Below are 14,338 nucleotides of genomic sequence, written 5' to 3' on the forward strand. Positions count from 1 at the left end.
AGCCTCTTATACAGAGGCTTTCACTTTTTCAATATTAAAGGATGTGTCGTCATGACAATGGAATTTCAATCTTATCAGGCAATTAAAGATTGGAAGGATCAACATATCTCCAAAAAACAAACCGATACTTATTCGCTAAACACCTTCCACGATGTGATTATGAAAAATGTATTTAAACTAGCATTAAAACTCTTGGATATGGGTGCCCCTCCATGTCCATTTTCCTGGTTTATTACCGGCAGTGGCGGTAGATTCGAACAAGGCCTCATTAGCGACCAAGATCACGGAATCGTTTATGAAAGAAATGACGATATCGCTAATGAATTCTTTAAGGCACTGGGCGAAGAGATTTCCTTCGGTTTAAATATAGTAGGCTACCCTTACTGTGAAGGAAACGTGATGAGCTCAAATTCCAAATGGCGCAAGCCTCTCGAGCTTTGGAAGATTCAATTGTTCGATTGGATGGACGAAGGCAGCTTCAAGAACATTCGCAATCTGCAAATATTCTTTGACGCGCGATTATTAATCGGTGATGAAATCTTGCTTAACTCATTAAAAAATGTGATTTTCAAATATCGTACCGAGCACCCAGCTTTAATCCGTAGACTCATGGAGAATGTAAGTCATGTTAAAAACGCCATCGGTCCACTCGGACAAATAATTGTCGAAGAGAAAGGCATTCATGCAGGTGCAGTCGATTTAAAATATGCGGCTTTCCTTCCCTATGTAAACGCAATTCGGTTGCTTGCAATTAAAGATGGAATTTCCCATACCTCAACACTTGATCGTCTAAATCAATTAATGAATCTTAACGGTAATTACTACGAAGTGCTTTCGGGTTGTAAAAACAACTTCCTTCGGTTACTGGAACTAAGATTAACCCTTTTTAATCAAAGTGACTCTTACGATGACATTCATTATTTAAAAATCAACAAACTAACGCGTGAAGAAAAAAAAGAACTTAAGCAAATTTTGAAAGAGGGAAAGAAGCTACATCAATACGTCAACGCAATCATTGAAAAAGGGTGTTAGCCATGGCATTTGAACCAATAAATCAATTTATGCGCGGATTACAAGGAATCTTCGGGGGTGCCCAAACTCAAAACGCCCAACACATTGCCTACATGCGTCAATTACAAAGAGAGCTCAATTCTGAAAACAAACTAAAAATTCCATTAGAGCAATTAAATGTAGTTGTATTTGATATTGAAACAACCGGCTTCAACCCGGAACACGGCGATGCTATCATCTCAATCGGGGCCATTCGAGTTTGCGGAAATAAAATTCAAGAGGAAGATGTATTTTATTCTCTTGTTCAGTATGAAAAAACCTTGCCACCTAAAATCGTTGAGTTGACCGGAATAAGCGACGAAGACTTGCAGTTTGCTCCTCCCCTCTCCGAAACATTAATCAAATTTTTCAAATACGTAAAGGACGATACACTCGTCGCCCATCATGCAAGCCACGAAAAAAGCTTCATTCAGGATGCAAGCTGGAAATTGTTCCGCACAAACTTTAAACATCGCGTTGTCGACACCTCCTTCTTATATCGCGTTGCGGAACCAAACGCAAAGCTCGTCCGCTTAGAGGATTTTTGCGAATACAACAACATACCTGTTTTGGACCGACACCACGCACTCGGCGATGCCAAATTGACCGCTCAGCTTTGGTGCCATTACATCGAAAAACTCCAAAAGTCCGGCTACAAAAATTTAAAGGATGTTTACGAGCATGTGGCACGACTGTAAATTTTTTGCCCAACATTTTTACCTCCCCTCTATACCCTTCACCCAATCCGGATCGAGTATATCGCTTCGGATTTTTTTGAAATAGTTCTTCATCCTTCCGGGAAATCTAATTGTAAAATCTTATCCAGGGAGGTATGAGTATGGCGCGGCGACGAAATAAAATATTAGTTCCAGAAGCGAGAGCTAGCTTAGACCAACTAAAAGCTCGATTACACAATCAAACTAATCCCGAAAATGTGAAATATGAAGTAGCCAAAGAGGTTGGTGTTCCACTCAAACACGGCTATAACGGTAATTTATCAACACAGGATGCAGGAAAAATCGGCGGAAAAATCGGTGGCAGCATGGTTCGAGAAATGGTCAAAATGGCTCAGCAAGCGATGACGAAAAAAGATTAAATGATTTTACTGAGCATAAACAGGGGGAATCCCTGTTTTTTTTGTGAAAATCGCAATGATATTCCTTGTAAAAAAATCTTACTTTTTTGTAAAATTAATATATCAACAAAAAGATTGGAGATGACTTATGGAACTAAAAACCCGCTGTGAATCTGAAGAATTATTGAAGCTCCGGTATTTAAACAGGCGTATGACATTATCCGAAAATGACAAAACATACTACCTTGCAAAAGAAAAAGGATATGAGGGTGAGCTAATTTTCGACTCCCATATCAGCGGCTTAACTGACAATTTTATTACGCTGAATGATTTGCTTTTTGAAGTTAACAATCAACATATTCAAATCGACTCATTAATGATTAAACAAAATACCATTTACCCTTTTGAAGTAAAAAACTTTGAGGGAGATTATTATATTGATAACGATAATTGGTATTCAATTTCAAGGACGCCAATAACAAACCCAATTCTACAAATGGAACGCAGCGAAACACTTCTCCGGCGTCTGCTTTACCAACTCGGCTATACTTCAGTTAATTCAAACTTAGTGTTCGTCAACTCAAAATTTCACCTGTATCACGCCCCCATGAACAAACAGATTATTTTCCCAACCCAGATCAATCGTTTTTTATGCTCCTTAGATAGGCAACCATCCACATTAGATGATAGCCACTTTATCCTTGCAAATCGCTTACTCTCCCACCATATCAGCAAATCACCGTATACTAAAGTTCCTGAATATGAGTATGAGAAGGTTAGGAAGGGGAATTTATGTTCGAAATGTTTATCATTTAACTTAATCGTTGATAATTACATAGTGGTTTGTCTGGACTGCGGCTGTAAAGAAAGTGTATCTTCATCAATAATGCGGCATGTAAGGGAGTACATGTTGCTGTTTCCAGATAAGAAGATAACAACGTCGGGAATTTGGGAGTGGTGTGGAATTATTAAAAGTAAAAAAACTATCCAAGTTACTTTATCTAATAATTATAAACTCATACAAAAGGGACGTTCTTCCTTTTACATTCCTGAATAATTCTAGATGCATTGATTACCTTTTTTCACTTTTCCGATGTTTCACGGTCTAGATGGGGCGATTAGGTTCTATTCATTACTCTATTCTCTGATTTCTCCTTCTAGATGGTGCAATTAGGTTCTATTCATTACTCTATTCTCTGGTTTCTCCTTCTAGATGGTGCAATTAGGTTCTATTCATTACTCTATTCTCGGTTTTCTCCTTCTAGATGGGGCGATTAGGTTCTATTCATTACTCTATTCTCTGAATCCGCCATCTTGATGGGGCGATTAGACACTATTCATTACTCTATTCTCGGTTTTCGTCCTCTAGATGGGGCGATTAGGTTCTATTCATTACTCTATTCTCTGATTTCTCCTTCTAGATGGGGCGATTAGGTTCTATTCATTACTCTATTCTCGGTTTTCGTCCTCTAGATGGGGCGATTAGGTTCTATTCATTACTCTATTCTCTGAATCCGCCATCTAGATGGGGCGATTAGGTTCTATTCATTACTCTATTCTCGGTTTTCGTCCTCTAGATGGGGCGATTAGACACTATTCATTACTCTATTCTCTGAATCCACCATCTAGATGGGGCGATTAGTTTCTATTCATTACTCTATTCTCGGTTTTCGTCCTCTAGATGGGGCGATTAGACACTATTCATTACTCTATTCTCGGATTTCTCCTTCTAGATGGTGCAATTAGGTTCTATTCATTACTCTATTCTCGGTTTTCTCCTTCTAGATGGGGCGATTAGGTTCTATTCATTACTCTATTCTCGGTTTTCTCCTTCTAGATGGGGCGATTAGACTCTATTCATTACTCTATTCTCGATTTTCGTCCTCTAGATGGGGCGATTAGACTCTATTCATTACTCTATTCTCTGGTTTTCTCCTTCTAGATGGGGCGATTAGGTTCTACTCATTACTCTATTCTCTGAATCCGCCATCTTGATGGGGCGATTAGACACTATTCATTACTCTATTCTCTGAATCCGCCATCTTGATGGGGCGATTAGACACTATTCATTACTCTATTCTCGGTTTTCGTCCTCTAGATGGGGCGATTAGACACTATTCATTACTCTATTCTCGATTTTCGTCCTCTAGATGGGGCGATTAGACACTATTCATTACTCTATTCTCGATTTTCGTCCTCTAGATGGGGCGATTAGACACTATTCATTACTCTATTCTCGGTTTTCGCCGTCTTGATGGGGCGATTATGACAAGAAACCACAAACCAAAAAGCACCACAACACACAAGCTAAACAGCCAGCAGTTACAGTGCTTCCCCTAGTTCACAACTTCACTCTTCAACTGACTCCCATACAATCCATAATAAAACCCACGCGCAGCAAGCAGTTCATCGTGATTTCCGCGTTCAATCAAACGCCCTTGATCGAGCACCAAAATTTGATTTGCTCTTAACACCGTATTCAAACGGTGAGCAATCACAAAGCTCGTTCGGCCTGCCATTAGCCGCTGTAACGCCTCTTGAATCTTAACCTCGGTAATTGTATCAATATTACTCGTTGCTTCATCCAAAATTAATATTACCGGGTCAATCAAAATTGCCCGCGCAATCGCCAATAGTTGCTTTTGCCCTTGGCTTATCCCGCTACCATCTTGCTTCAAAACCGTATCATAACCTTCTGGAAGTCTAGCAATAAAATCATGAGCATTAGCGAGGCGAGCAGCCTGCTCCACCTCTTCATTAGTAGCATCCAAGCGTCCATAACGAATGTTCTCCCGAATCGACGTCTCAAATAACACCGAATCCTGAAGCACAAACCCTAGTTTGCTGCGGAGCCAATCCCGCTTATAACTCTTAATACTACGATCATCAATCAAAATGCTGCCACCATCAATCTCATAAAACCTAGCGAGCAAATTTATAATTGTTGACTTACCTGCTCCAGTTGGCCCGACCAAAGCAATCATCTCACCAACAGAAGCATGAAAACTTATATCAGAAACAGTATCGCCTTCTTTTTCATAGGAAAAAGAAACATTACGAAATTTTACATCACCAGCAATCTGCCCTGCAAGCCCACTCGCCTTAGCCTTAGCATTTGCATTTGCATTAGCACTAGAACCATCAAAATCCAACTCTTCATCCGCAGCTTCGACGCGTTCATCTAAAATTTCAAACACTCGCTCCGCACCTGCCACCGCCGATAACAGTGTGTTAAATTGATTTGCTAAATCATTCAAAGGTCGAGTAAACTGGCGAGAATACTCCACGAATACAACAATTACACCGATTGTAATCATTCCTTTTAACGCGAGAACCCCGCCGACTCCAGCGATAATCGCAAAGCTTAGATTATTTAGTACATGCATTAACTTTGGAATAAAGCCTGAAATTGTCTGAGCCCAAAAGCCTGACTGCTTCAGCATCTCATTTCGCTCCATGAACTCACTGATCACTTTTTTCTCTTGCGAAAAAGTCTTTACAATGCGTTGTCCAGAAATGGTTTCTTCAATAAATCCGTTCAGAGCACCTAAATTACGTTGCTGCTCTTTAAATGCGCGCCCGGTACGATTGGTAATCCACTTCATCCCTGCAAACATTAACGGAACAATCACTAATGTAATAGCTGTTAATATCGGGCTTAACCAAAGCATGACCGACACAGAGCCTATTAACATCAGAATACTGGTCGAAATTTGAATTACAGAGCTATTTAAGGTTGAACTAACATTTTCAATATCGTTGGTCACCCTACTCATAATTTCCCCGTGCTGGCGCTTATCAAAATATCCAATCGGTAAGCGATGTAGCTGTTTGAATAAATCGACCCGCATGGAATAGACCGTCTTTTGAGCGATTCCGATCATCCAATAGTTCTGCAGAAAGCTGGTTGCTGCATATAAAACATAGACTACAACCAAGCTTAACAATAACGTCACGAACCCATCGGTTTCCCGAGTCACGATAAAATGGTCAATCGCTCGACCGACTAGTACCGGACCTAACAAACCGAGACCAGTCGAGACTACTACCATTAATAAAACTAAAACAAATAGCGCTTTTTTTCTAGATAAATAGGCCCATATCCGTTTAACGGTTGAAAACCAGTTTGCCGGTTTTGCACCTTTTGTCATTCCATGGTGCATACCGCCGCCATGTGGATGCATTTTCGGTCCTTGGTTCGCCGCCCCCTGGTAACTCTGCGACACAACACGTTCATTCTTTTCTTCATTACTCCCCTTCGAATATTGAAAGGGCTTTTTCAGTTCATCGAACATGCTTTACCCTCTCCTCTCCGAACTGGGATTGATAAATTTGCATGTAAAGCTTAGATTCCTCTAACAGCGAAGCATGACTGCCGCTGGCAATTAACTTCCCGTCCTCCAGCAACAAAATCAAATCCGCTCCCATTGCGGTACTTATTTTTTGTGTAATAATAAACGTCGTGCAAGCATATTGCTTTATTTCCGCAAGCAATGCAGCTTCTGTCTTCAAATCCAAGGCGCTCGTGCTGTCATCAAATAAAAGGATTTTCGGTTTACGAATCAACGCCCTAGCGATGGACAGCCGTTGCTTTTGTCCACCAGACAAATTAACACCCTTTTGTCCGATAATCGCATCATATTGCTTAGGTAATTTCATAATCGTATCGTGAATTTGAGCTGCCTTTGCCGCAACAATCATGTCCTCAAGCGTGGCATCTTCCTTGCCCCAGGCCAGGTTTTCTTTTATCGAACCAGTAAATAATAAAGATTCCTGTGGAACATATCCAATTTGCTTTCGTAAGAAATGGGGACTATATGTACGAATATCGCGATTATCCAAATAAATTACCCCTGCGCTCACATCATAAAGTCGCGGAATCAGCTGGAATAAGGAAGTTTTGCCAGAACCCGTAGCCCCTAACACTGCAATCGTCGCACCTGATTGTGCCTCAAACGAAATATCCTCTAGTACAAGACGATTAGAGCTGGCGCCCGAGCGAGCATTATCGCCTGGGTACCGAAATGAAACCATATCAAATTTCACATGACCGCTTATCGAAGCAAGCTCAGGCTTCTCAGTCTCCGTCTCAGCACTAGTTCGAGCTAACGATTCTGTCATAAGTGCCGGGTCTAGTACCTCTAGGATACGCTGCCCTGATGCCTTTGCTTTGGAAAAAACAAGAATAATCATCGAAAACATTGATAGCGACGCTGCGATACGTGTACCGTAATTGACGACAGCGACCACCTCACCAACATTCGCACTACCCGCTTCAACTAGACTACTTCCAAACCACAAAACACCAAGAATACTAATGTTCATCACCATCAATAAAAACGGCATTGTAAAATCAATCAGCCGCAGCGCCGACACCGTCCGCTTCATTAATTCATCATTAGCCTGTTGAAATCGCTTCGTCTCATGCGGTCCTCTCAACAACACTTTAATTAAGCGCATTCCGATAAGATTTTCCCGCATCACACCATTTACATGATCGAGTTTTCCCTGTGAAGCACGAAAAAGCTTACCAGCTCTCGTGAATGCCCATCTTAAAAATAATACCAGTAGCGGAACAACCGAAACGAGAATGAGAGCTAGCTTCGCATTAACGATAAAGGCCATTATCGTCCCCCCGATGACAAAGAGTGGAGCTCGCATCATGATTCGTAAACTCATAAATACTGTATTTTGGATTTGTGTCACGTCGTTCGTCAAACGTGTAATTAACGATGAGGCCGGGAAACGTTGGAAATTTTCAAAAGTCATAAATTGAACACGTTCAAATAAGCTTTTCCGTAGGTCATACCCAAAACTTTGCCCGGCATGAGCCGCATAAAACGAATTAATAATTCCTGATGCAAAGGATAGAATGGAAATCCCCACCATAATTCCGCTCCAGGTTAATACAACTGAAATGTCTTTTGTGACTATGCCCTCATCAATGATTTTGACCATAAAAAATGGTAAAGTCAGCTCGACTACAAGCTCGAACAGCATAAAAAAAAGCGCAACCGCTACCGCTACCTTGTATGGAAATAAATATGATAAAAGCTTTTTCACGAAAAAACCTCCAAATGTACCTTATCGTTCCTTAAAAAAAGATATCTATTTTCCAATTATATGATTACAACAATACTCCTTTTCATGATATATCTTTTAAGATTTTTTTGAAAATGAATTGCCTGTATGGAAAAATAAAAAAACCAATAAGCCTAACGCCTATTGGTTTTGTGATTATAGATAATCCATTCCTAAAGGAAGCATCATTCCAAGCAATAATACTGCAACAAATGAAAGTACAAACGCAATCCACATCGGACCTGTCGGTTTTCCTTTTGCCTGCCAGCTAATCAACATTTCAAATACCCCAATTACGACAATACCGACGATTAGCTTTAGGATATAAAGAAAGGTAATTTCGTTTAATCCGAAGAAAATCATTATGCCAGTTGCAAAAATAAGTATATATGAAGTTCTTAAGATCATTTGTAAAACCTTAGTATTCTTACCTTGAGATTGTAAAACAACAACTACAATAAACAATATTAATGCGAGTAACATTGAAGTTAAATGTGCGTGAATCATCTAGTTCCCTCTTTCTTATTCTTAATAATCAATGAAGCGGTACCCCGCGCCCCAAACTGTTTCAATATAAACTGGATTGGAGGGATCCTGCTCAATTTTTTCACGGATTTTACGAATATGAACTGTTACGGTCGATACATCTCCCGCACTATCAAATCCCCAAATCCTTTCAAACAAATGGTCTTTACTAAAAACTTGATTCGGATGCATCGCCAAAAAGCTTAACACATCAAATTCTTTAGTTGTAAAAGTGACCTCTTTGTTATTAACGAATACCCGTCGTGAAGAAGCATCAATCGTCAAACCACGAATATACAGTTCATGAGATTCAGGCTTTTGCCTAGACATTAGACGCTCATACCGAGACAGATGCGCCTTCACTCGAGCAACCAATTCATTTGGACTGAACGGTTTGACCAAATAATCATCCGCACCAAGCCCAAGCCCACGTACCTTATCAATCTCTTCTTTTTTAGCTGTCACTAATATAATCGGGATATCCTTTACGCTACGAACTCGTTTACAAATTTCAAAACCATCAATAATCGGCAGCATGACATCTAGTAGGATTAAATCAAAATCACCCGAGAGCGCCAATTGCAGTCCATGATCGCCTGAAAAAGCTGCTTCTACTTCAAACCCATTTATCTCCAAGTAATCACGCTCGAGCTCTGCGATACTTTTTTCATCCTCAACGATTAAGATTTTTTTCATAAACTCACCTGCTTTGCTCCCGTTTCAGTTGGTAATGAAATTGTAATTTTTGTACCTAGCCCCTGTTTGCTTTCAGCTCGAATCGAGCCACCGTGCTCCTCAACAATCATTCTGGCAATCGATAAACCAAGTCCACTACCGCCGGTTAGCTTACTTCGCGAATGATCAGCACGATAGAATTGGTCAAATATATACGGAAGAGATTCCCCGGAAATGCCTGGACCATTATCAGCAATACTGATTTCAAGCCGTGATGGTTTAGAACAAAGAGAAACTTTAAGCTCTTTTACATCCTTATCCATATATTTCACACTATTGGTTACAATATTCGCTAACACACGCTTAAATTTATCGCGGTCTATTTTCACTTGACTAGCCTGGTAATTATCACAATTAAAGTTAACATGTACGCCCTTTTCCTCTAAATCAAAGCTCAATTCTTCAATAAAATCAGACAAATAATTTTTTATATCAATCCTGTCAAATTCGAAAGGTAATTTCCCTAAGTCTAATTTTGAAAATAGAAATAGCTCGTCAATTAGTCGGTCCATGTCAACTGATTTTGCATAAATAGTCTGGATATAACGGTCCTGTTTTTCAGGTGTATCAGCAATGCCATCTCGAATACCTTCAACATAACCTTTAATCGAAGTAATTGGCGTTTTTAAATCATGAGAAATATGAGCAATTAATTCCTTGCGATTTTCCTCGTACTGCTTTTGAATGGCAAATGATTCATTTAAACGCTGCCTCATTTCCTCAAACGCCTGTGTTAATTCACCAATTTCATCATTCTTTTTAGGCGTAATCGAATGATCTAAATCACCATTTTTTATCGATTGCGCCGCAGCTTTTAGGCGGTCAATCGGTTTAATAATACTCCTAGATACAAAGTAAGCTAACAAGCCATTAGTAGCAACTAATATAAGCAGACACAGCATAATCAAAATCGGGAAAAATGTTTTCACAAAATGGTTCCACGGACTGGCATCCTTCATCACAAAGATTGATATTTCACCACCATCTTGTTCATAAAAATCATGCTGCTTTATCGCATAAGATCTATCTCCAACCTCTTCCAAATTGCGCATTGCAGTGGTTGTTCCAAACGTTGGTAAATCTGCTATTTTCAAAGCTTGGACATTTGCGGATGAAAACAGGATATCGTTATTTTTTCGAATAATTAACCCTGCATTAAAGTCATGAAGTCGCTCGTCAACCGATGTTAGATAAGCTTCTGTCATTAAGCCCTCAGGATCTACTACTGATTTTTGCTTCAATTCATAGTAAATTTGTGTATCCTCCTGCATTACATTATCCCTGCTATGACTTTCCGGTAATAAAGTCGTAACTTCCTTAATATCCCCGAGAAATAGCACCGAAAGAATTCCTGCTGCAACACAAAACAGGATGCTCGGAACAATAATCATTGCAAGATTTGATAAAATAAGACGGAGCTTAATTGACATAAATAGTCACCTTTCCATTATGCTTCTTTATTTTGAAAGATATGATAGCCGGTTGCTAAAAACAGAGTAGCAGCCGAAATTAAGTAAGTAATCGTCTGAATAACCCATTTCATCGATACATCACCAATCCATTGCATATACCAATCAAGATAAGCGGAAGGCAATAGATATAAAATCCCCGGGAAAGCATATGGCACGAAAATCATCGCTATATAAACAATGATTAATGTTGAAATGGCGACTACACTTGATTTCATCGGAAGTGCGAGTAATACAGCTAACGCCGTTAACACAAATAATGGTACCCACGAAACAAGAAATGCCGATAAGCTTAAGCCGATGTCTGCAAATCGGAAGCTTTGATCAAATATCATACTGCTAATCGCAACCGTTAGCCATGCTAGCAGTAATTGCACCAAAACCAGTAAACTGATTGCAGCAGTTTTCGAAATAAACAATTCAATTCGATTGATTGGACGAATCGGTAACAGCGTTCCTCTTTCGCCTTCTCCGGTAAATAGCTCAGCTGCCGCGATAAAAATAAACAAAGGCATGAGCACCTTAATGAGCAAATCAAGTATCATAAAATTAATATTTAAAGAAGGAAGGGCCATCCAGTCAGTAATAAACATTTTATTTACTAATAACTTAACGATAAAAGGCAGCAGTCCTGCCACTGCAAGGAATACCTTCGTAATTCGCTTCGCCAATAGCTTTTCCAGCTCATTCTTTATATTAGCTCCTACTGGATTCATGGGATCCTTCCTCCACCTTTTTAATATATAGCTCCTCTAATGATGGCTCATTTGAATCACTATGAGAGAGTTCACCATTGATTAAAAAGCAGAAACGGTTGCATAACCGCTCCATCTCAGAAATGTGATGACTTGAAATTAGAAACGTCACATCAGATTCGCTTGCCAGCTGACTGATTGTTTTTCGAAATAATAGCAGACCATCTATATCAAGACCATTTGTTGGCTCATCGAGAATAATCAACTTCGGTTTAGAGATTAATGCCGTCGCAATCCCAAACCGCTGCTTCATACCCATAGAATAGGAAGAGATTTTTTCATATTTATATGGAGTAAGTCCGGTCAATTCCAACACTTCGTCAATGGACGTCTCTGGAACGTCAGGATAAAAACGCAATGCCATTTTTAAATTTTGGAAGGCTGTCATGTTATCATACATCATGCCCTGGCCAATGCAGGCTCCTACATTGCGAATCGCCCGCTTATATTGCTCTTCAATATCGTGACCAAATAGCTCTATTTTCCCTTGGTCGGGTTTTATCAGGCCAGTCAAACATTTAAGCAATGTCGTTTTGCCCGCACCGTTCGGACCAAGTATTCCTACTACATCACCTTGTCGAACGGTAAGATTAATATTCTTAATTCCTCTTCCATTTGCGTATTGCTTGGTTACTCCAGTTAACTCGACTGTTTTTTCCAAGTCATCACCTCCATTGCTTTTTTATATCAGTGGTAATTGGGTATTGGGTATTGCGTATGAGAGCCTTTATCAATAAGCGCTGTAAGTAGCCTAATTATTTTCTTTAGTGGAAAATAGGTCACTTATGCAGCCTTTAAGTGCCCTCTTTTTCTGTCGTTCTCGAAATTAGGGCACTTATACCGTCTTTAAGCGCCCTCTTTTTCGGCTGTTCTCAAAATTAGGGCTCTTATACCGTCTTTAAGCGTCCTCTTTTTCTGTCGTTCTCGAAAATAGGTCACTTATGCAGCTTTTAAGCGCCCTCTTTTTCTGTCGTTCTCGAAAATAGGTCACTTATGCAGCCTTTAAGTGCCCTCTTTTTCTATCGTTCTCGAAATTAGGGCACTTATACCGTCTTTAAGCGCCCTCTTTTGATTCTCATTTCAAAAATAGGTCACTTATGGCGATGAACCCTATTATTAATAGCTTACATACCGTGGCCGCCATGTTTTACTTCAAGCATTTCGACTTTGTCTGCTGGAATTTCCACTGGTGAAACAGTTGTTTTATTGTAATCTTTCACATCTAATTTCATATTTAAAGCTAATTCATGTGTTTTACCTTGCTTATCTTTTCCAGTTACAATTGCTTTTACTGTTTGCTTTTCAATAATATTTTGTGCGTTAACTTCGGCAGTTAAATTAATTTGCTTAACCGTAATATCATGATCTAGAGCTGGAATAGTTGGTGTTAAATGGAACTGCGAACCATCAGTTTCCATACGATCTTGAAGCATAACAGAGTGTTTAATCATTAAAGAGCTTAGAGCATTGGCAGCTAGCGGTATTTCTTTTCCTGTTAAATCTAATTCAACAATCTTAACACCCGCTTTTGTTTCGTCAACAGTGATTTGCTGCTGTAGGTTTTTGGTCAATACATCAACTAAATTTTCCATATCATCCTGAAGTTCAAGGCTTGCTTCACTGTGTGGATTTTTAGCTTCCATTTTATAAATAACATCTTCACCGGCTTTAGTAACAAACCAAGCTCCATCCTGCTTGTACATATTCATCGTGCTTTTTTCGTTCTCATTAGCCGTTTCAGTTGTCATAGCGCTAACTTCTTTAGAGACATCTGTCTTGTATTGAGAATTCATGGAAAACAATGATGCTTCATTATCAAGAAGATTAAAGCTCATTTCCATCGTGGCACTATCCGCTTGATGTGTTTGTTTTAATGCTGATTTATAAAGCTCATACCCTGATGTGTTGGCAGAGATTGAATAAACACTTCCAAGTAAAATCGCACCGCTTAATCCGATTACACCCAAAGTTTTCTTTTTCATGCTTCCTTCCTCCGATCAATTATTTATCTTACATATACAGACTACATCGGAGTTCTAAATGCTATATAAACATATTCTTAAATATTTCTTAAATCGAAAAGCGGAAGCGGCTTGGTCAGCCCCGACAAGCTTAAGACGAGCTGGCCGAAAGGTCGTACTTTGACCTTTTGGACGGATTGGCTTAAGACTTCGAGGGGCTAGCCGCTGCAGCTAGACAAATCGAAAAGCGGAAGCGGCTTGGTCAGGGGCGACGGGCGCATTTACAATTTATTAGACAATAAAAAACAGGGAAGTTTTGTACTTCCCTGCATGAATGGTGTATGAACTTAGGTGTTGTTTCATAATGGTTTTGTAAAGGTAGAGTGGGAATCATGAATCTTTAATTATGTTTTCATAGATGATTCTTGTTGTAGTTTCTTGCTGCTCTTCTGTTGATAATCTTGGTGTTTGCTTGTTGTAATCCTGCTGAATCTAGGTTGAATTCGTGATGCTAAATCATGGTGTATTCATGTTGTGTCATGATGCATTCTTTTCTTAGTAGAATTTCTAGGATAGTTTGATGTTTCGTGATGTGTTATCAAAGAAGTATCTGTTGTATGTTACTTGTTGAATCTAGCTGTAATTCATGGGATGTCTTTGCTTATGATGTAAATTGTTCTTATTCCC

The 14,338-nt window shown here is 39.5% G+C and carries 12 protein-coding genes; 4 read left to right on the forward strand and 8 right to left on the reverse strand.

Annotated elements, in window-relative coordinates; all coding sequences use genetic code 11:
* Positions 1 to 51 precede the first annotated feature (51 nt).
* The 4 genes from FXW34_RS08610 to FXW34_RS08625 all read left to right on the forward strand — a co-directional run bounded on the left by FXW34_RS08610 (position 52) and on the right by FXW34_RS08625 (position 3,182).
* Positions 52 to 1,032 carry a DUF294 nucleotidyltransferase-like domain-containing protein gene (locus FXW34_RS08610; RefSeq protein WP_147533568.1) on the forward strand — a complete coding sequence of 327 codons (981 nt, stop codon included), beginning with the start codon at positions 52 to 54 and terminating at the stop codon, positions 1,030 to 1,032.
* A 2-nt stretch (positions 1,033 to 1,034) separates the two neighbouring features.
* On the forward strand, positions 1,035 to 1,748 hold the full coding sequence (locus tag FXW34_RS08615) for an exonuclease domain-containing protein (protein WP_147533569.1): 714 nt from the start codon (positions 1,035 to 1,037) through the stop codon (positions 1,746 to 1,748).
* Between the two features lie 140 nt (positions 1,749 to 1,888).
* Complete coding sequence (locus FXW34_RS08620; protein ID WP_147533570.1) at positions 1,889 to 2,146, forward strand: alpha/beta-type small acid-soluble spore protein; 258 nt, start codon at positions 1,889 to 1,891, stop codon at positions 2,144 to 2,146.
* Positions 2,147 to 2,273: 127 nt separating this feature from the next.
* The gene (locus FXW34_RS08625) at positions 2,274 to 3,182 is read left to right on the forward strand and encodes a nuclease-related domain-containing protein (RefSeq protein ID WP_147533571.1); all 909 of its coding nucleotides are present in this window, start codon (positions 2,274 to 2,276) and stop codon (positions 3,180 to 3,182) included.
* A 1,279-nt stretch (positions 3,183 to 4,461) separates the two neighbouring features.
* On the opposite strand, the gene FXW34_RS08630 is transcribed toward FXW34_RS08625, so the two are convergent.
* The 8 genes from FXW34_RS08630 to FXW34_RS08665 all read right to left on the reverse strand — a co-directional run bounded on the left by FXW34_RS08630 (position 4,462) and on the right by FXW34_RS08665 (position 13,672).
* Positions 4,462 to 6,420: an ABC transporter ATP-binding protein gene (locus FXW34_RS08630; protein WP_425457410.1), complete on the reverse strand. Its 1,959-nt coding sequence runs from the start codon at positions 6,418 to 6,420 to the stop codon at positions 4,462 to 4,464.
* On the reverse strand, positions 6,410 to 8,188 hold the full coding sequence (locus tag FXW34_RS08635) for an ABC transporter ATP-binding protein (RefSeq protein WP_147533572.1): 1,779 nt from the start codon (positions 8,186 to 8,188) through the stop codon (positions 6,410 to 6,412). Before FXW34_RS08635 ends, FXW34_RS08630 begins: the two co-directional genes overlap by 11 nt.
* 174 nt (positions 8,189 to 8,362) lie before the next feature.
* Positions 8,363 to 8,713 carry a DUF1516 family protein gene (locus FXW34_RS08640; protein WP_147533573.1) on the reverse strand — a complete coding sequence of 117 codons (351 nt, stop codon included), beginning with the start codon at positions 8,711 to 8,713 and terminating at the stop codon, positions 8,363 to 8,365.
* A 21-nt stretch (positions 8,714 to 8,734) separates the two neighbouring features.
* A complete protein-coding gene (locus tag FXW34_RS08645; RefSeq protein WP_147533574.1) occupies positions 8,735 to 9,427 on the reverse strand; it encodes a response regulator transcription factor in 693 nt (230 codons plus the stop codon).
* Positions 9,424 to 10,896: a sensor histidine kinase gene (locus tag FXW34_RS08650; protein WP_147533575.1), complete on the reverse strand. Its 1,473-nt coding sequence runs from the start codon at positions 10,894 to 10,896 to the stop codon at positions 9,424 to 9,426. The genes FXW34_RS08645 and FXW34_RS08650 overlap by 4 nt, the downstream gene beginning before the upstream one ends.
* A 17-nt stretch (positions 10,897 to 10,913) precedes the next feature.
* A complete protein-coding gene (locus FXW34_RS08655; RefSeq protein ID WP_147533576.1) occupies positions 10,914 to 11,651 on the reverse strand; it encodes an ABC transporter permease in 738 nt (245 codons plus the stop codon).
* Entirely contained in the window at positions 11,632 to 12,351 is a 720-nt protein-coding gene (locus tag FXW34_RS08660; protein WP_147533577.1) for an ABC transporter ATP-binding protein, read from the reverse strand. Before FXW34_RS08660 ends, FXW34_RS08655 begins: the two co-directional genes overlap by 20 nt.
* A gap of 463 nt (positions 12,352 to 12,814) precedes the next feature.
* Positions 12,815 to 13,672, reverse strand: a complete 858-nt coding sequence (locus tag FXW34_RS08665; RefSeq protein WP_147533578.1) for a hypothetical protein — start codon at positions 13,670 to 13,672, stop codon at positions 12,815 to 12,817.
* Positions 13,673 to 14,338 lie beyond the last annotated feature (666 nt).

The sequence above is a fragment of the Bacillus marasmi genome (genome assembly GCF_902168435.1).
Taxonomy (GTDB): Bacteria; Bacillota; Bacilli; order Bacillales; family Cytobacillaceae; genus Bacillus_BU; species Bacillus_BU marasmi.